The organism is Flavobacterium aestivum (assembly GCF_026870175.2).
GTDB classification, from domain to species: domain Bacteria; phylum Bacteroidota; class Bacteroidia; order Flavobacteriales; family Flavobacteriaceae; genus Flavobacterium; species Flavobacterium aestivum.
In genome coordinates, this window is the sequence record NZ_CP113977.2 from 415,447 (window position 1) to 434,284 (window position 18,838).

The 18,838-nt window shown below is 34.7% G+C and carries 14 protein-coding genes and 2 tRNA genes; 4 read left to right on the forward strand and 12 right to left on the reverse strand.

Annotated elements, in window-relative coordinates:
• Positions 1-69 precede the first annotated feature (69 nt).
• From hemW to OZP08_RS01830, 3 genes are all read right to left on the reverse strand, one after another.
• On the reverse strand, positions 70-1,203 hold the full coding sequence (hemW, locus tag OZP08_RS01820; protein WP_268848053.1) for a radical SAM family heme chaperone HemW: 1,134 nt from the start codon (positions 1,201-1,203) through the stop codon (positions 70-72).
• A 79-nt stretch (positions 1,204-1,282) separates the two neighbouring features.
• Positions 1,283-1,837, reverse strand: a complete 555-nt coding sequence (gene ruvC / locus OZP08_RS01825; protein ID WP_281322857.1) for a crossover junction endodeoxyribonuclease RuvC — start codon at positions 1,835-1,837, stop codon at positions 1,283-1,285.
• Positions 1,838-1,875: 38 nt separating this feature from the next.
• On the reverse strand, positions 1,876-2,298 hold the full coding sequence (locus tag OZP08_RS01830) for a DUF1003 domain-containing protein (protein ID WP_281322858.1): 423 nt from the start codon (positions 2,296-2,298) through the stop codon (positions 1,876-1,878).
• A gap of 168 nt (positions 2,299-2,466) precedes the next feature.
• On the opposite strand from OZP08_RS01830, the gene OZP08_RS01835 reads away from it, so the two are divergent.
• Both OZP08_RS01835 and OZP08_RS01840 read left to right on the forward strand, forming a co-directional pair.
• A complete protein-coding gene (locus tag OZP08_RS01835; RefSeq protein ID WP_268849416.1) occupies positions 2,467-3,435 on the forward strand; it encodes a lysylphosphatidylglycerol synthase transmembrane domain-containing protein in 969 nt (322 codons plus the stop codon).
• An 11-nt stretch (positions 3,436-3,446) separates the two neighbouring features.
• Complete coding sequence (locus OZP08_RS01840) at positions 3,447-4,547, forward strand: glycosyltransferase family 2 protein (RefSeq protein WP_268848055.1); 1,101 nt, start codon at positions 3,447-3,449, stop codon at positions 4,545-4,547.
• Between the two features lie 62 nt (positions 4,548-4,609).
• Here the strand turns inward: OZP08_RS01840 and OZP08_RS01845 are convergent, their stop codons facing one another.
• Positions 4,610-5,086: a hypothetical protein gene (locus tag OZP08_RS01845; protein WP_268848056.1), complete on the reverse strand. Its 477-nt coding sequence runs from the start codon at positions 5,084-5,086 to the stop codon at positions 4,610-4,612.
• Between the two features lie 114 nt (positions 5,087-5,200).
• Between OZP08_RS01845 and OZP08_RS01850 the strand changes: the two genes are divergently transcribed.
• Positions 5,201-5,701: a DUF456 domain-containing protein gene (locus tag OZP08_RS01850; RefSeq protein WP_268848057.1), complete on the forward strand. Its 501-nt coding sequence runs from the start codon at positions 5,201-5,203 to the stop codon at positions 5,699-5,701.
• A 53-nt stretch (positions 5,702-5,754) separates the two neighbouring features.
• Here the strand turns inward: OZP08_RS01850 and OZP08_RS01855 are convergent.
• From OZP08_RS01855 to dnaE, 8 genes are all read right to left on the reverse strand, one after another.
• Positions 5,755-5,828 (reverse strand) — tRNA-Asp (locus OZP08_RS01855).
• 276 nt (positions 5,829-6,104) lie between these two features.
• Positions 6,105-6,178, reverse strand: a tRNA-Asp gene (locus tag OZP08_RS01860).
• Between the two features lie 86 nt (positions 6,179-6,264).
• On the reverse strand, positions 6,265-7,191 hold the full coding sequence (locus OZP08_RS01865) for a DUF58 domain-containing protein (RefSeq protein ID WP_268848058.1): 927 nt from the start codon (positions 7,189-7,191) through the stop codon (positions 6,265-6,267).
• Between the two features lie 158 nt (positions 7,192-7,349).
• Complete coding sequence (trxA, locus tag OZP08_RS01870) at positions 7,350-7,667, reverse strand: thioredoxin (protein ID WP_077377586.1); 318 nt, start codon at positions 7,665-7,667, stop codon at positions 7,350-7,352.
• Positions 7,668-7,924: 257 nt separating this feature from the next.
• Complete coding sequence (locus tag OZP08_RS01875; protein WP_268848059.1) at positions 7,925-8,815, reverse strand: DUF8428 domain-containing protein; 891 nt, start codon at positions 8,813-8,815, stop codon at positions 7,925-7,927.
• 410 nt (positions 8,816-9,225) lie between these two features.
• Entirely contained in the window at positions 9,226-10,467 is a 1,242-nt protein-coding gene (locus tag OZP08_RS01880; protein WP_281322859.1) for an MDR family MFS transporter, read from the reverse strand.
• 324 nt (positions 10,468-10,791) lie between these two features.
• The gene (locus OZP08_RS01885; RefSeq protein ID WP_268848061.1) at positions 10,792-11,730 is read right to left on the reverse strand and encodes an outer membrane beta-barrel protein; all 939 of its coding nucleotides are present in this window, start codon (positions 11,728-11,730) and stop codon (positions 10,792-10,794) included.
• A gap of 178 nt (positions 11,731-11,908) precedes the next feature.
• Positions 11,909-16,432: a DNA polymerase III subunit alpha gene (gene dnaE, locus OZP08_RS01890; protein ID WP_281322860.1), complete on the reverse strand. Its 4,524-nt coding sequence runs from the start codon at positions 16,430-16,432 to the stop codon at positions 11,909-11,911.
• An 870-nt stretch (positions 16,433-17,302) separates the two neighbouring features.
• Between dnaE and leuC the strand changes: the two genes are divergently transcribed.
• Positions 17,303-18,697: a 3-isopropylmalate dehydratase large subunit gene (gene leuC, locus OZP08_RS01895; protein WP_268848063.1), complete on the forward strand. Its 1,395-nt coding sequence runs from the start codon at positions 17,303-17,305 to the stop codon at positions 18,695-18,697.
• Positions 18,698-18,838 lie beyond the last annotated feature (141 nt).

The following is an 18,838-nucleotide window of genomic DNA, read 5'->3' on the forward strand; positions in this document are numbered from 1 at the left end:
TTTTACGGATACTCTATTGCAGATTTTTTATCAGTCTTATACGCATCTACATCATCTGCAATCTAATTTTTATTCCAAATTTAAGTAAAATAAGTCTGATGCAATTCCGTCTGTCAAAAACTTTCCTTTTGGGGTTGGTTTCAAAATAGCATTTTCAATAAAAAGTAAATCATCGTTTAGGAATTTCTGAGCTTGCTTGAGTAAATAATCTAAATATTTACTTCCGAATTCAGCTTCGATTCTATCCAAAGAAACTCCCCAAATCGTTCGCAAACCTGTCATAATATATTCATTATAACGATCTGCTACGGTAAGAATCTCAATTTCATTGGGTAGTACATCTTCCTGAATAGATTTTAAATAGAGAGAATTATTCGAAATATTCCAACTTCGTGTAACACCATTATAACTATGCGCCGAAGGACCAATTCCTATATATTTTTTCCCCAACCAATAAGCTGAATTGTTCTTTGAAAAATAATTGGCTTTCCCAAAGTTTGACAATTCATAATGGATAAAATCATTGGCCTCCAATGTTTCCACCAAAATCGTAAAATGCTCTTGCGCCGATTCATCATTGGGTTTAGCTATTTCTCCTGTTTGAATGAGTTTATTCAAAGCCGTTTTTGGCTCTACCGTCAAAGCATAACTCGAAATATGTGGTATATCAAAAGACAAAGCTGTTTCTATATTTTGTTTCCATTTCTCGTTACTCATTCCCGGAATTCCATAAATCAAATCGAGTGAAATATTATCAAAATATTTCGTCGCTTCTTCCAAACATTTTTTGGCTTCTGCTGAATTATGCGCACGATTCATCATGATTAAATCATCTTCAAAGAAGGATTGAATTCCAATGCTTAGTCTGTTGATTGGAGTTTCCGACAATTCAATTATTCTTTCTTTCGATAAATCATCCGGATTCGCCTCAATTGTTATTTCTGGGTTTTCGGATATTTTGTAATTTTTGTATACTTCGTCAATCAAAAATCTTAGTTCTGAAATCTGCAATACAGATGGGGTTCCTCCCCCGAAATAAATAGTTTCTACTATTTCATCTTTAAACTCACTTTTACGCATTCTGATTTCTTTAGCTATAGCCAAAACCATCTCTTCTTTCTTCTTCATTGAAGTCGAAAAATGAAAATCACAGTAGTGACAAGCCTGCTTGCAGAATGGTATGTGTATGTAGATCCCGCTCATTTTAATTAGATAATTTGTCAATTAGAAAATTAGATAATCCGTCAATTAAATTATCTCATTGTCATATTGACTCATTGATTCATTTCTTAACTCTATCTTCATTTTGCTTCACAAAAGCATCCCAACCAGTATAGCTTTTTTCGCCAATTACTCTTCCTGAATTAAAAAAATGACAAACTGCAGCTGCTAGTCCATCGGTACTGTCTAGATTTTTAGGCAATTCTTTTAATCCTAATAATTGTTGAAGCATTTTCGCCACTTGCTCCTTGCTGGCATTTCCGTTTCCGGTAATGGCCATTTTTATTTTTTTAGGCTCATACTCAGTAATGGGAATACCTCTGGAAAGCCCTGCTGCCATTGCCACGCCTTGCGCTCTCCCAAGCTTCAACATCGATTGTACGTTCTTGCCAAAAAAAGGTGCTTCAATCGCAATTTCGTCTGGGTGATGGGTCTCAATTAGTTCTATAGTTCTTTCAAAAATGATTTTTAGTTTTTGGTAATGATTGTCGTATTTAGATAATTGCAATTCGTTGAGTTGCAGAAATTGCATTTTCTTATTGACAATTTTTATCAATCCAAAACCCATAATAGTGGTTCCCGGATCTATTCCTAATATAATACGTTCTTCTGTCAAGGTCTATTTTTAAATTATGGTAATGATGCTGTTTTGATTTACTTAGTCGAATTATTTTCCATTTCTTCCAGCATCTTAATTATTTTATCTAACTTTTCCGTTTCGATTTTATCCAACCGGACTGCCAAAGCTTCAATTTCCAGCTTCGCATCAACATTCGTCTGATAATCAGATTGTGCCTGAACCCTGTCTCTTTCGCTTTGTCTGTTTTGAGACATCATAATAATCGGTGCAGCATATGCAGCCTGTGTCGAGAAAAGAAGATTCAGTAATATGAAAGGATAAGCATCCCAATGGTATATATAACCAACAACATTCAATCCCATCCATACCCCTACAAATACAGTTTGAATAATAATGAATCGCCAAGATCCCATGCCTTTGGCTACAGAATCAGCTAAACGACTCCCAAAGCCTAATCCCTCTCTGTGTTTTTCGTGCCAAGTTTTGTTATTGCCCATTTCTTTATAGAATTAGTTTTATGTGTATCATTCAAATATTACACAAAGATAACCGAAGTTAGCACAGGTTTTCACGAAGTTTAGAGCTCATAAACAAACTAAAAAATTTGTAAATCTCTATTGACCTTTGCTTGGCTTAGTCTTATAGTTTTTCCTTTACTTTGCGGTATGATTTCAATACCTCACAAAACTAAGCAATTCCTTGTACTTCTAATCAAACTTTTGATTGTTGGAGGTGCCTTTTATTTTATTTACAACCAATTGGCCAACAACGACAAACTGGACTGGCAAAAATTCTTGGTACTATTCCATAAAAACTGGTCGGTTTTGGGAATCAGCTTTATTTTGCTATTGAGCGTATTGAACCGCTTATTCGAAATTTTAAAATGGAAATATTTGGTTTCCTATCTTCATTCTATTTCTTTGGGCGAGGCTACCAAACAAGTATTGGCAGGACTTACAGCGGGATTATTTACACCAAACGGCGTTGGCGAATATGCCGGAAAAGCATTGTATTTTGATAAAAAAGATACTAAAAAAGTCGTATTTTTAAACTTGGTTTGCAACGGAATTCAAATGATTCTAACCATAATTTTTGGCATTTTTGGATTATTGTATTTCAATGCACAATACAATGTAATCACTCCAAAATCTATTGCTATCCTTTTTGGAATTTGTTTTTTACTTTTTGGAATATTATTTTTTTCAAAGAAAGTCAATATCAAAGGGTATTCTATCGAGAAGCTGATTCATAAAATCAATGAAATCCCAAAATCAATTCATCAAAAAAATACCATTCTGGCAATTCTCAGATATATAGTTTTCTCGCACCAATGCTATTTTTTGTTTTTAGCTTTTGATGTTGATTTGCCTTATTTAATTTTAATGTCAGCCATAACCAGTGTTTACTTTCTGGCTTCTTCATTGCCTACTTTTCAGTTTTTGGACTTTGCCGTAAAAGGCAGTGTGGCAGTTTACTTCTTTGGGATATTAGGTGTAAATGAGTGGGTAGTGGTTTTTATCTCTACGCTAATGTGGTTTTTAAACGTTGTTCTACCTGTAGCCATTGGAAGTTATTATGTATTGAATTTTAAAGTATCTCAAACCCCAAAAGAAGGAACCGTAAAAACAAATTAATCCTATAAAGTATGATTGCAATTATTTTTAGTGCGATTTTGCTCGTTTATCTGATTACTATTGGTTGGCTCATTTTTGGTTTTACCAAAATAAATTCTTTTGAATACCTTGGCTTAACGCCAAAAACAAGCTTTAGCATCATTGTTCCTTTTCGAAATGAAGCCGAAAATTTACCGGTTTTATTGGATAGCTTTTCGAAATTGAATTATCCGACAAGTTTATTTGAAGTGATTTTGGTTGATGACGCTTCTGATTTAAAATTTGAGATTAACGATTTTAGATTTCAAATTTCGTTAATTGACAATATTAGGATTTCAAATTCTCCCAAGAAAGATGCTATTACAACTGCCATGAAAATCGTAAAAACCGATTGGGTCATCACCACCGATGCCGATTGTGCGGTTCCTAAAAATTGGTTGTTAAGTTTAGATAATTTTATTCAGCTAAATCACGTTTCGATGGTTGCAGGTGCAGTTACCTACGATTGCCAGAACTCCTTTTTGCATCATTTCCAACAATTGGATTTGGCTAGTTTACAGGGCGCAACCATAGGCAGTTTTGGAATTAAAAATGGTTTTATGTGCAATGGTGCCAATTTTGCCTACACCAAATCATTTTTCCAAAAACTAAATGGCTTTGAGGGCAATAATACAATTGCCAGCGGCGATGATGTTTTTTTGTTACAAAAAGCCATATCCAAATACCCAGAAAAAGTCGCTTATTTAAAATCGAAGAATACTATTGTAACCACAAAACCTACGAATGATTGGAAATCGTTGTTTTACCAACGTGCTCGCTGGGCTTCTAAAACCACATCCTATCAAAGTAGTTTTGGAAAAAAGTTGGGACTGATTGTTTTTATAGGGAATTTTAGTTTTATTTCTTGTTTTGTTCTTACTCTTTTTAATTTACTACCTTATTTTTTTATTGTTTTATATTTCCTGATCAAATTTAGCATTGACAGACTATTAATAACACAAACCAATCATTTCTTGACTAAACGCAAAATTCGTTATTTGCTTTTAAGTAGTTTGTGGTATCCATTTTTCAGTTCCGCTGTTGCTTTGTATTCTATTTTTGGAAAATACGAATGGAAAGGGAGGAGATTTTAGATTGCAAATTTTAGAATTTAGATTTTTGATTACCTCTATTAAGTAAAAATCAAAAATATATTCTACTCCACTTTTAGAATTACAGGAAGTATAAATTGGGTCTTTACAGGTAATCCGCGTTTGATTGCTGGATTGATTTTAGGAAAATCTACTAAACGAGCTTTCAAGATACTGTCAATTTTTATGGTATCATAAGCAACCGAATCTTTGGGAAATTGCGGTTCGAATTTCATTGTTGCATTAGGAAAAATAGTCACTTTTACTTCAATTGTGTCTAACTCCGGGTAAAGCATTGCTAGAGTGTCATTACACAATTTCTCCTGTATTAATTGCGTTAAAACCTCAAAAAAACATTGCTGACGCTGTTTTTTGTCTTCAATTTTTTCACAATCAACAACTGATGGGTATTCATCAACTTCTTTCCAATTGATTGCCTTCAATTCCTTTTGCAACAATTCCTTTTCAGAAGGAACTTGCTTGTCAAAATATTGACAGGAATTAAAAAGAATGAATACTAAAAAAAGAGAATACTGCTTCAATGTTTACTTTTTGAATGGAATTAATATGTTTTATAAAAATACAATTATTTTTCTCATATTCGTATATGAAATGTGTATTGCATTTTCGGCATCAAAATTACTAAAAATATTTTTATGGATATCCTGCTTTTGTTATTAGGCTTCGCTTGTGTTGTTGTTGGAGTTTTTGGTAGTTTCCTTCCTGTCCTTCCTGGGCCAAGCATTAGTTGGATTGGAATTCTATTATTATACTTTACTACAGCCGTTTCTGCTAATTATTGGATTCTCGGGATCTCCTTATTGATTACTATTATACTAACCGTTTTAGATTATATTATTCCCGCCAAAGGGACCAAAAAGTTTGGCGGGAGTTCGTATGGCATCTGGGGAACCAATATTGGTTTGGTCGTTGGTATTTTCACCCCTATTCCTTTGGGTTTTCTAATAGGACCGTTTGTTGGCGCTTTGATTGGTGAACTTATTTATGACAACAAAGATCATCAACGCGCTCTAAAAGCTGCCACAGGCTCACTATTGGGCTTCTTAGCATCCTCATTTATGAAGTTTGTGGTATGTATGATGTATCTGGGATTGTTTCTTTGGATTGTATGGCAAAATAAAGCCATACTGTTTTAAAATTATACATAAAAAAAAGCCTTTCCGTTAAGAAAGGCTTTAAACAATATTTGCGGTCTGGACGGGACTCGAACCCGCGACCCCATGCGTGACAGGCATGTATTCTAACCAACTGAACTACCAAACCCTGTTTTATTGCGAGTGCAAATATACAATAGATTTTCGTTTACGCAACTATTTTATAACACAAGATTAAAAAAAAATTTCAAATCCCTTTAGAACCCCTTTAAAATCAAAAAAGCCATCCGTAGATTCTGAATAAATTCAGAAGCATTGGAAAGCTTTTCATTGGTCTAACTACAAACCGATCTCGTCCTTTGACGAGAAAACAACACAACTAGCTTTAGATATTGTATATTGGCAAAAAAAGCCTTTCTGTTACGAAAGGCTTCCCCAATATTAGCGGTCTGGACGGGACTCGAACCCGCGACCCCATGCGTGACAGGCATGTATTCTAACCAACTGAACTACCAAACCTCTGCTTTATTGCGGTGGCAAAGATACAATAGATTTTCGTTTACACAAGCCTTTTATCAAAGAATTTTAAATGTTTTTTTGTAATATTATCCAAAGTTTTGTTTTTCAACCAAGTACGTCATTAAAATTTTTTCAAAACTTTCACCTACTCCAACCGGAATGTACTTAATTTTGTTTTGAGCACAGGTCAAAGCGAGCTTTTTGAAGTAATCACTCACCTGTTTTTCGTATTCTTCTTTCACATTATCGGCAAAAACCACTACCTCATCTCCAGTTTCTACATCAATAAACTTCCTTGGAGCATTGTCAAAATCAAATTTAAGCTCCGTTTCATTATCAACCACATGAAACAAGACTACTTTATGCTTATCATGTTTTAAATGCTGTAATGCACTGAAAAGTGCTTCTTCATTTTCAGACTGAAACATATCCGTAAACAAAATAATCATCGAACGACGATGGATTTTCTCAGCAATCTGATGCAAATAAGTAATTGTATCCGTCTGCTTTTTCTCTTTTGAATTATCCAAAAGCTCTTCCAGCTTGTTCAAAATCATTCTATGATGACGATCACTTCCTTTCTCTGGCGCATAATACTCATAACTATCCGAAAACACACTTAATCCAACTGCATCTCTTTGCTTCTTCAACAAATTCATTAAAACTGCCGATGCCAATACCGAAAAACCTATTTTACTTTCATAAAACAACTGACCGTTCTTCAATTTGGGATAATGCATCGATGAGGAGTTATCAATAATAATATGACATCTCAAGTTTGTCTCCTCCTCAAAGCATTTGGTATACAAACGATCAGTCTTGGCAAATAATTTCCAATCAATATGTTTAGTGCTCTCGCCTGTATTATATACTTTATGTTCCGCAAATTCTGCCGAAAATCCATGAAACGGACTTTTATGCATTCCAGAAATAAAACCTTCCACCACTTGATTGGCTAGCAATTCTAAATGCTGAAAACTAGATATTTTTTCTATTTGTGATTCAATCTTCATCTTTCAAAAGTATTTAAAAAGATCGAAAGATTAAAACAATTTAATGATTGAAAGATTGTTAAACTCAATGAATAAAAAACAATAGAGCATAATCTTGATGTACACCACAAAAAAAGGCCTGACTTTCGTCAGACCTTTTTTAATTATTTCAATTTAGATTACAACAATGCGTCTAAGCTATCTGCATATGTTTGTTTTGGAGCTACTCCAACTTGTTTTCCTACTACTTCTCCGTTATGGAAAACCAATACCGTAGGAATGTTTCTAACTCCATATTTTGCAGCAAATTCTTGGTTTGCATCTACATCAACTTTTCCTACAACAACTTTTCCTTCGTACTCGTTGCTTAGTTCATCAATGATTGGTCCAACCATTCTACAAGGTCCACACCATGCTGCCCAAAAATCTACCATTACTGGTTGCGTTGATTTCAAAACTACTTCTTCAAAAGTAGCATCTGTTATTGCTAATGCCATACTATTTTATTTTATGTTAAATGCTTATTCCTTTTAACTAGGGTACAAATTTAGAAATTAAAAACCAACCAAACGTCATTCCCAAATTAGTTTTCATTATAAATGTATTATTAATAGTTATCTCTAACCCTTCTTTAATTTTTAAGATACCGCTTTAATTCGTCTATATACCAAAACAAGCCCAATGAACAAGCTATTTACAGCTACATACTTAGAAATCTATTACCTCAAAAATCCTTTTACTAGAGTTCTATTATTTATCTCAAATCAAAGCTGGTTGACAAAATCATATTAGATTCATCAAAAACATTGGCATAATACATTCCTTTTGTCAAATCACTTACTGGGATTTCAGTATCAACCGTAATCGATTTGCTATTATAATTCACAGTGCTTATAATACTATAAACTAGACTCTTTTTACCAAAAAGTATAGTCTTCTTTTCACCCAAAACATTATTGATGTTGTCAATGATTTGAATATAATACTTTTTTTCTTTGCCTTTAGACAGTTTATTTTCAGCAATTGTAAAGCTTATTTTCAGCAAATCTACCTTACTTGCCTTGTCGGTTTCAAGTTGCTTACCTGAATTTCTTAGTTTGAAAGGTGTAACCTTAAAATCAAGATATGATAATACCGCAGCTCCTTCTATTTTATCACTCAATTTTTTGTTTTGAGTTTTCAAATCACTGTTCTTAGACTGTAGATTATCGTTATTTTTCTTTGTTTTTACAAGTGCTACACTTGTACTATCAGCCTTCTTTTTATATCTGTCCAATTCTTTCATCAAAAAGAACACATTATTCTGAAGATCTTGCGACTTTTTCTGATACTTTAAATTCAAGCTTTCACTCACATCTGCTTTTTGATACTCTGCGATTAATTTTTTCAATTTGGTACGTTCAGCCACCAGTTGTTTAGACAAATTACTATTATCTACCAATACTTTATTAAGCTTTGATTCAGATAATCGCAATTCTTTCAGGGTATATTCTTTTTGATTTTGGAGTGTTGCTATAACTTCTTTAGAACGATCTGACCTTTTATTAATATAAAATAACCCGCTTAACAACACTAATGTCAATACAACTATGACCGTTTTAAAACTTTTATTGATTAGATTATTACTCAGTTGTTCATTTTCCATTCTTTTGGATTTTATTTTAATGATATGCCTGCATCCAAATCATTAATAAACAGTCATAAAAAACTCTAAACCACAACATGAATGTGTCCGAAATTTACACAAAAAAATCAATCTAAGTCCTTTTTTTAATAAGATCTCCCAGCTTTTTTCGCCTTCAAAAACAAATCACTCATAACTCTCTAGAACCTAGATATAAATGATTCAAAAAAAATTCACCTATAAATCACAATTATTCTACCTACATCAAATTAATGTAGGATTTAGAAGAAGAATTAACACGAATTACACAAGTTCATACGATTTTATTCTGAAAATAAGCCGAACAAACGACGACAAACTGACGAAACAATTTCTTGTCTGATCTTTGCTAGTAAGAATAGACACAAGTCAGCCTAGAGGCAGAATTATTATTAAATATTTTGTTTAACAACAACAGCAGCACTTCTTTCAGTATTAATTTTTCTGTTTAATGAAAAATACAAAACAATACCTAAAGCCCCAATCACACACATAAGTACCCAGTTGGTCATAAAGCTAAATTTTCCAATTACAGCAAATCCTATTTTAGGACTCAGGATTTGTGCTAAACTAAAACACATTGTATACATTCCCATATATCGTCCTTTAAAGCCAATTTTAGCTCGTGACAAGGCAAAGGTATTTGAAAATGAAAAGATTAATATCTCTCCTATCGTAATCAAGATAATACTCAATAACAGCACAGGAATCCAATTAGCAACCAGTAAACAAAAGAAACCTGACAGCATAAAAAACGAACCAAAAAGTATTACTCTGGAAGGCTCCGTTTTTCTTTTTTCCAAATAGCTCACACAGGGCATTTCCAGCAAAAAAATAATCAATCCATTCAAAGATAAAATCAATCCAATTTCTACTTCATTGAGGTGAAATTTAGTGGTGTTATAAACTGGAACAGTAGTAAACAATTGAAAGAACAAAAAGGCTGTAACAAAACTGGCAGACAAGAAAACAATGTAATTAGAATCTTTAAAAACATTAAAACTAACCTTTGCTTCCTCTACCTTCAGTGTTTGAAATTGTGTTATTTTACGTTCGTCAATAAGCAACATAAAAACAACAATTGCAATAACACATGTTAGTCCATCCGCCCAAAAAAGGTATTCATAATTGCCACTAGCAATAATAAGCCCTCCAAAAACTGGCCCTGAAACCAATCCTAGATTTACCGCAAGACGAATCAATGTTAATGATCTTGTTTGATTTTCTTTGGTACTAAAATTCCCCACTGCCACATACATGGCGGGCTTATACATATCTGCAATAGCGCTGATTACAAATAAACCAATGCAGATTTCTGTAAACTCATAAAGAAACATCAAGGATATAAATCCAAGTCCAACGAGTAATAAACTCAAAAGCATGATGGTATAAAAACCAACTTTATCTGTAAGTTTTCCCCCAAGCCAAGTCCCAGCAAGCGAACCAAGCCCTATACAGGCCATCATCCAGCCCACATCTTCAAAAGAAAATGAAAGATATTCGTGCAAGTATTTAGCCAAAAATGGCATTACCATTGCTCCTGCTCGATTAATAAAGGTAATAAGTGTTAGTATCCAAATCTCTTTAGAAAAACCTCTAAAGTTATTTATATAGGTATTTATGTAAGTTTTCATTAAGGGGGTGGTCTGTAAAAAAGTGGTAAATGTACTGTTATTTTTCAAAATTGCTTTTCAATTTTATAAAACCGAAAAGGCAATTTGTGATTTTGCCAAACTACATAATTAGTTTCTATTCTCAATGCATTATTATTAATTATTTTCGAATAATTTGGAACTATTTAATCTTCGATTTCCTGCTGTAATTCAATTTTTTTAGTCTCACCCTAAAGACTAGGTGCAAAATGATTTTCTCTTGCATTAGCGTTCCAATAAACTTTAGACCAAAAAAAAAGACCCTCTTTTCAGAAGGTCTTTAATATATATTTCAATCGTATTTGATTATAGGCTATATTTCAATCCAAAAGTCAAACCTAATCCACTAATTCCAACATAAGAACTAATATCATCAGTAGCTTTAGTATTATCAAAACCAGCTGCATTTGTTACCTTACTGTTAGAAGTAGTATTAATTTGCTCAACATAATCTACGTGACTTGCAGAGTAAGATGCATCAGGACGGAAACCAGTTGGCGTGTTTAATTTATCTACACCATTTTCAGTATACGTTTTAGTTTCTTTAGTTTTTCCGTGAACTGTAAAATTACGGTATTCCAATTCAGCAAAAACAGAAATGTTTTTCCCTAATTTATAAGATGTACCTAAAGCTGCCATGAAACCAACTGTTGGGTTTGGCAACACCACTTCTTTACCATACGTATTTGTTACACCTGCAGGAGTTGTGTAAGTTCTGTTTGTTTTGATTGTTAAATCCCCTACAACTGGAACAATAACCCCAACTTTAGAATAAGGCTCAAATCCTTTAGTTTCACCTAAAAACAAAACAACAGCTGGAGCTATATCAAAAGCTGTGATTTTCCCTTCAGCTTTTCCTGAAACAAAAACACCTGGTGCAACTAATCTATTTACAGTCTCAACCATAGTTTTGCTAGCACCTGTGAAATAATTGAATCCCATCTCAACTCCTAAACGTGGTGAAAAACGATATCCTACATTTAAACCTGTACGGAATCCTTCTCCAAAAGAACCATGATTTGTTTCTCTAGAAACCAAAGTAGTTCCGTTTGCAGCATATACATCTGTATTAGGCAATGCTCCAGAAACTACTGGAAATTCTGTAGCTGCAGTTTGTACAAAATAAGAACCTCCTAATTTAAAATACCAAGTTTCCGGCTTACTGTCTGCAGTAGTTGTTGTAGTTTGACCTACCATAGTCATTGTAGAAACCAATAATCCGAATAATAATAACCCTTTTTTCATATTTCTTTGTTAATTAATTTGCACAAACATAAAATATTTTTAGATATTTTTAACAACTCTTTTAGTCATCAAAACTCGCAATTAATACTATTTTTAATACTTGGGCTAATTTTTTACTATGCATGCATAATTTTAACACAAAAAATATAAAATCACTTTAATTTTAACTTTTAAAAAATTAATTTAACTTAAAATTAATCTGCATTTTCTCTAATTCGAACAATAATTCATTCGAAATTTGAACTTTCAACTTCCTACTTGCCATCGATAATTTGGTTACTACTTTTATTTCCTCTACTTCTGTTACTGTTTTACTCTCAACCACTTCGGCTGCCTCTTCATTTTCATCCACAAAAGTTTCTTCTTCGCTTTCTGCAAACTCAGGGGTTGTTTCTACGATTCGTTTTATCTTTTCTAACTCCATGATTTCAAAAGTAACGGTGTTATCACCTTTATTTTCTTGAAAAAGGCGATTCAGTTTATGGATAAATTCAGCTTCCAAGTCTTTTATATTCAACAAAAGGATCAGTTTTTTAGCAAAAGTACTCAACACATCCTGCAAGTATTGAACCAATACAAATTGCATTCTTGGCTCTGCTTTTTTACCTGTTTCCTGGTTTGTCCAACCTTCTTTTATCAACACTTTCATGAATGTAAAATTGTTTTGGATAAAGAAATGTCTAAACCTTAAATACTCTTCTCCAAAAATTTTAAATTCATAACTTTCGTCATATCCTTCTAACATAAAGGTTCCCCAACCTTTTCCGTTCTTCGCTACACGATGCTGTACATTGGTAATAATTCCCCCAAAGGTCAAGTTCTTACCTACATATTGCTCCATATTTTTTAAAGCTTCGAGTTTGGCATTACAAAAATATTTCATTTCAAACTTATAGTCATCCAGCGGATGCCCTGAAATATAAATTCCAACCACCTCTTTCTCTTTGGCTAATTTCTCCATCGTACTCCAATCTTCACAAGGAGGCACGATTGGTTCCGCTATTTGTACATCGCTGGTTTCACCAAACAAACTTACTTGCGACGAGTTTTCATTCTCCTGAAATTTAGATCCGTATTTAATGGATTTTTCATAAAATGTAATTCCGTCTCCATCATCATGGAAATATTGTGCTCTAGTTGTCCCTTCGAACGAGTCGAAACCTCCAGCCAAAATTAAATTTTCAAGTGCTTTTTTATTTGCAGCACGCAAATCAATACGCTTGGTTAAGTCAAAAATAGACTTGTATTTTCCGTCTTTTCTGTTCTCTACAATAGTTTCTACAGCTCCTTGCCCTACTCCTTTTATAGCACCCATTCCAAAACGAACTGCGTAATCATCATTTACCGTAAACTTATAAAACGATTCGTTGACATCTGGCCCAAGAACCTGCAATCCCATACGCTTACATTCTTCCATAAAAAACGACACCTGCTTGATATCACTCATGTTATTAGATAAAACTGCCGCCATATATTCGGCAGGATAATGCGCTTTTAGAAAAGCCGTTTGATAAGCAATCCAAGCATAGCAAGTAGAGTGTGATTTGTTGAAGGCGTAACTCGCAAAAGCTTCCCAGTCTTTCCAAATTTTTTCTAACACCGCTGAGTCGTGTCCTTTCTCAGCTGCTTGGGCAACGAACTTAGGTTTCATTTTGTCTAGTACGTCCTTTTGTTTTTTACCCATCGCTTTACGCAAAACGTCGGCCTCACCCTTTGTAAACCCTGCCAAAGACTGAGACAAAAGCATTACTTGCTCTTGGTAAACCGTAATTCCATAGGTTTCCGACAAATATTCGGCACAGGCATCTAAATCGTATTTGATTTCTTCATCACCATTCTTTCTTCGAACAAAGGATGGAATATACTCCAAAGGTCCTGGACGATACAAAGCATTCATCGCAATCAAATCTCCAAAAACTGTAGGCTTCAAATCCTTCATGTATTTTTGCATCCCGGGTGACTCGTATTGGAATATCCCAACCGTTTCACCTCTCTGGAACAATTCGTAGGTCTTGATGTCGTCAATCGGGAAAGTGTCTGGATCTAATTCGATTCCAGTTCTATATTTTACCAGTTTTACTGTGTCTTTAATCAAGGTTAGGGTCTTCAGACCCAAGAAGTCCATTTTTAACAGTCCGGCGCTTTCGGCAACGGAGTTGTCAAACTGGGTTACGTATAAATCCGAATCTTTGGCTGTAGTTACCGGTACATAATTAGTAATATCCGATGGCGTGATGATTACCCCACAGGCGTGAATACCTGTGTTTCGCATCGATCCTTCCAGTATTTTTGCCTGCTGGATGGTTTCTCCTGCCAAATTATCTTCATTGGCAATCGTAATCAGTTCTTTTACATTTTCAAACTCATCCGATCGCAAGGCTTTCTTGACCTCCTCTTCTTTTTCCGAAATAAAACGGGCCAAATTCCACTTAGAAGGCATCATCCCAGGAATCAACTTTGCAATTTTATCGGCTTCAAACAAAGGCAAATCCAGCACACGAGCCGTATCACGAATTGCTGACTTGGTTGCCATTTTACCGTAGGTAATAATCTGCGCTACCTGATTAGCTCCATATTTTTTGATTACATAATCCATTACTCGACCTCGTCCTTCATCATCAAAATCGATATCAATATCGGGCATGGACACACGATCCGGATTCAGGAAACGCTCAAAAAGCAAATCGTACTTTATCGGGTCAATATTCGTAATTCCTAAACAATAAGCTACGGCGGAACCCGCTGCCGAACCACGACCGGGACCAACCGAAACGTCCATTTTCCTAGCTTCCGCAATGAAATCCTGTACGATTAGGAAATATCCCGGATAACCCGAATTGGAAATGGTGAGTAACTCAAAATCCAATCGCTCTTGAATGTCGGGAGTAATTTCGCCATATCTTTTTTGTGCCCCTACCATTGTAAGGTGTCTTAAATAAGCATTTTCACCTCGAACACCTCCATCTGTCTCGTCTTCCGGTACAACAAACTCTTGCGGAATATCATATTTAGGAAGCAATACATCGCGATACAGCGAGTAAATTTCTACCTTATCTATAATTTCTTGAATATTGGCAATGGCTTCAGGCAAATCCGCAAAGAGTTTTTTCATTTCCTCTTCCGACTTATAATAGTATTCCTGATTAGGTAATCCATAACGATACCCTCGACCACGACCAATAGGCGTAGCCTGCTTCTCTCCATCTTTTACACACAACAAAATGTCGTGCGCATTAGCATCTTCTTTATTTACATAATAAGTATTGTTGGTAGCAATTAACTTTACGTTGTGCTTTTGCGAAAATTCAATCAAGGTTTTATTTACACGATTTTCATCCTCTTGATTATGACGCATAATTTCAAGATACAAATCAGAGCCAAACTGTTCTTTCCACCAAAGCAAGGCCTCTTCGGCTTGATTCTCACCAATATTCAGGATCTTACTCGGAATCTCTCCGTATAAATTCCCAGACAAAACCATAATGTCTTCCTTGTATTTTTCGACAATCGCTCTATCTATTCTGGGTACGTAATAAAATCCTTCTGTATAAGCAATAGAAGCCATCTTGGCTAAATTATGATACCCGCTCTTGTTTTTAGCCAGCAAAACCACCTGATATCCATTGTCTTTTTTGGATTTATCCAAATGGTTCTCACAGATATTAAATTCACAACCTACAATAGGTTTGATTTCAGTTTCCGTTGGCTCTTCTCCATTTTCTACCAAATCTTTGTTTTTGGAAGAAGCTGCTTTGTTGTGATTCATGACCGCACTCACAAAATGGAATGCCCCCATCATATTCCCAGTATCTGTCATTGCTACAGCAGGAAATTTATTTTTGGCCGTAACCGAAACTAAACCTCCAATACTTATGGTCGACTGTAAAACTGAAAACTGTGTATGGTTATGAAGATGTGCAAAAGACGCATCTATCAATGCTTTTTTATTATCGGCTAGTTCTTCTTTAGAAACCGAAAAAGTGTTTTTTTCACTAAATTGAAGTCGGATTTTGTCCGATGCTTCTTTTAGGTTGATATGTTTTAAACCGATTAACTCAAACTCAAGCGGATTTTTACTTTTGAAATCCTTAAAATAACCTACCTCAACATCTAGTTCTTCTTTGGTGAAAACATCCCTACGGATTAATTCCAGGAAACAACGTGTGGTAGCCTCAACGTCGGCGGTGGCGTTGTGTGCTTCCGCAAATGTAGTTTCAAATAAATATTCGTGTAATTCTGTTAAGGTTGGTAATTTGAATTTTCCTCCACGACCTCCCGGTAATTTTAATAACGAAGCTGTAACCTCAGTACAGGTATCCAGAATTGGCATCTCTCCCATAGGCGAAGCAACTCCCATTCTGTAGAATTCGCAACCCATAATATTGACATCAAAACCAAGATTCTGACCCACAATAAATTTGGCTTTGCCTAAAGCAACGTTGAATTTCTCTAAAACTTCAGCCAGAGAAATACCTTCTGCTTCGGCCAATTCAGTAGAAATTCCGTGAATACGCTCAGCATCATACGGAATATTGAATCCTTCCGGTTTTACCAAATAATCCTGATGCTCGATAAGTTTCCCCATGTCATCGTGCAACTGCCATGCGATTTGCACACATCTAGGCCAGTTGTCTGTGTCAGAAATGGGTGCTCCCCATTTCTTGGGTAATCCTGTGGTTTCGGTATCGAATATTAAGTACATAGTTTCTAAAAAGCAAAAATTAAAGTTCTCAATCCTAAGTTTTGTATCACCCTAAAATATTGATTTTATGGATTATAAAAAACATACAAACTCAAAATGGCAGAGGGTCAAATTTAGTTTTTTTATAGGGATTGAGGCACGGAAGTTATTAACAAAACCGCATTAAAAAAAAGCAAACTTCAAGTACTATATTTTGTAGCTTCATTCGTAAAAAAAATAAAAACTACTCTAATCATAATGCGATTTGAGTTGAGGATACTTCATTATCAGCAAAACTCCATATATTTCATTTAAAGCTATTTATCGGAGTAGATAAACAACCCAACACCTGAATAATTTTTAAATTTTACCCCTTTTGATTCTTCCCAAAAACCTATTTCTTAATCAAATATCTATCTCATCTCTTTTTTTGGATGTCGTAGTTTTTATCAAAAAAAAGGGAGGCAAAAAACTCCTATTATGTATTATCAATAACTAAATAAATTGATTTTTTTATTCATTTTTATAAAACTGCCAAGATACAAACTACGACAACAACCGTTGTTTTTTGATATTTTTAGCTTATTTTTTAAACAAATACCTGTTTTAAACCCCGTTTTTGCGATAAATTTACGAATTATCAAAATCTCGACAATTAACATTAAAGTAACTTTGAAAAGAAATTTAAAGTCAAATTGAAAAGAATATTTTTTTGTCAAAAATCATCAACTAAAGTACAATAGATACTTAAATCCTTTTTTGGGTATCGTATAAAACCTTTTTTCAAAATTGGCGCCTTTTTTTTCTTTTCTAAATTTGCGTTCAATGATATAATTGTTAGGAATTTTATCCTAATTGTATAAAGAGAAATACACTAAAAAATAGTTAAAAATGAGTACTACATTATTCGACAAAGTATGGGATGCACACGTGGTGCGTAAAATAGAAGATGGACCAGATGTGTTTTTTATTGACCGTCATTTCATTCACGAAGTGACCAGTCCTGTTGCTTTTTTAGGTTTAAAAGAAAGAGGTATCAAGGTATTATACCCTGAACGTACCTTTGCAACAGCAGATCACAACACCCCTACTATTAACCAACACTTACCTGTTACCGATGCTTTATCTGCTAATCAATTGAAAGCACTTGAAGATAATGCAGCTGAATATGGTATTTCTCACTGGGGATTAGGACATCAAAAAAACGGTATTGTTCACGTTGTAGGTCCTGAAAACGGAATTACATTACCTGGTGCAACTATTGTTTGTGGTGACTCTCACACTTCTACCCATGGTGCTTTTGGAGCTATCGCTTTTGGTATTGGAACTTCGGAGGTAGAAATGGTTTTGTCTACCCAATGCATCATGCAGCCTAAACCAAAGAAAATGCGTATCAACGTAAACGGAAAATTGAGCAAAGGTGTTGGTCCAAAGGACGTAGCACTTTATATCATTGCACAATTAACCACTTCTGGAGGTACAGGATATTTTGTAGAATACGCAGGAAATGTTTTTGAAGAAATGACTATGGAAGGTCGTATGACCGTTTGTAACCTAAGTATAGAAATGGGATCCCGTGGTGGTATGATTGCTCCTGACCAAACTACATTCGATTTCTTGAAAGGACGTTTATATGCTCCAAAAGGTGAAGCCTGGGATAAAGCAGTTGCCTATTGGAAAACTCTTAAAACTGATGCTGATGCTGTTTTTGATGCTGAATTGAACATCGACGCTGCAGACATAGAACCAATGATTACTTACGGAACCAATCCTGGAATGGGAATTGGTATTACAAAACATATTCCAAACGCGGATCAAGTTGAGGGTGGTGAAGAAACCTATAAAAAATCTTTGGCCTACATGGGCTTTCATGAAAATGACGTCATGATTGGCAAACCTATTGACTTTGTTTTCTTAGGAAGTTGTACCAATGGTCGTATTGAAGATTTTAGAGCTTTTACAGAAATTGTTAAAGGCAGAAAAAAAGCAGACAACGTTACTGCTTGGTTAGTTCCGGGTTCACATGTTGTAGAAGCACAAATCAAAGAAGAAGGTCTTTTAGATATCCTTACTGAAGCTGGTTTTGTATTGCGTCAGCCAGGTTGTTCCGCTTGTTTGGCAATGAATGATGATAAAGTTCCTGCCGGAAAATACGCTGTAAGTACATCAAATAGAAACTTTGAAGGTCGCCAAGGTCCTGGTTCCAGAACATTACTAGCAAGTCCTATTATGGCTGCTGCTGCTGCCGTTACCGGAAAATTGACTGATCCGAGAGATCTTTTATAAGAAGCAATAAGCTTTAAGCTATAGGCTTTAAGCAAGTAACGAACATCTAAAAAAGGCTTACAGCTCATAGCTTACAAGCCTAAAGCAAATAATAATACAACTGTGGGAAAAGCCTAAGGCCTAAAGCCTACAGCCTAAAGC

Bases quoted from the DNA above. Each gene is read 5' to 3' on its own strand.
- OZP08_RS01830 (WP_281322858.1), bottom strand. From the start codon at position 2,298: ATGGGCAATAACAAAACTTGGCACGAAAAACACAGAGAGGGATTAGGC.
- OZP08_RS01875 (WP_268848059.1), bottom strand. From the start codon at position 8,815: ATGGAAAATGAACAACTGAGTAATAATCTAATCAATAAAAGTTTTAAA.
- OZP08_RS01885 (WP_268848061.1), bottom strand. From the start codon at position 11,730: ATGAAAAAAGGGTTATTATTATTCGGATTATTGGTTTCTACAATGACT.
- trxA (WP_077377586.1), bottom strand. From the start codon at position 7,667: ATGGCATTAGCAATAACAGATGCTACTTTTGAAGAAGTAGTTTTGAAA.
- hemW (WP_268848053.1), bottom strand. From the start codon at position 1,203: ATGAGCGGGATCTACATACACATACCATTCTGCAAGCAGGCTTGTCAC.
- OZP08_RS01880 (WP_281322859.1), bottom strand. From the start codon at position 10,467: ATGAAAACTTACATAAATACCTATATAAATAACTTTAGAGGTTTTTCT.
- dnaE (WP_281322860.1), bottom strand. From the start codon at position 16,432: ATGTACTTAATATTCGATACCGAAACCACAGGATTACCCAAGAAATGG.
- OZP08_RS01835 (WP_268849416.1), top strand. From the start codon at position 2,467: ATGATTTCAATACCTCACAAAACTAAGCAATTCCTTGTACTTCTAATC.
- leuC (WP_268848063.1), top strand. From the start codon at position 17,303: ATGAGTACTACATTATTCGACAAAGTATGGGATGCACACGTGGTGCGT.
- OZP08_RS01865 (WP_268848058.1), bottom strand. From the start codon at position 7,191: ATGAAGATTGAATCACAAATAGAAAAAATATCTAGTTTTCAGCATTTA.
- OZP08_RS01840 (WP_268848055.1), top strand. From the start codon at position 3,447: ATGATTGCAATTATTTTTAGTGCGATTTTGCTCGTTTATCTGATTACT.
- OZP08_RS01850 (WP_268848057.1), top strand. From the start codon at position 5,201: ATGGATATCCTGCTTTTGTTATTAGGCTTCGCTTGTGTTGTTGTTGGA.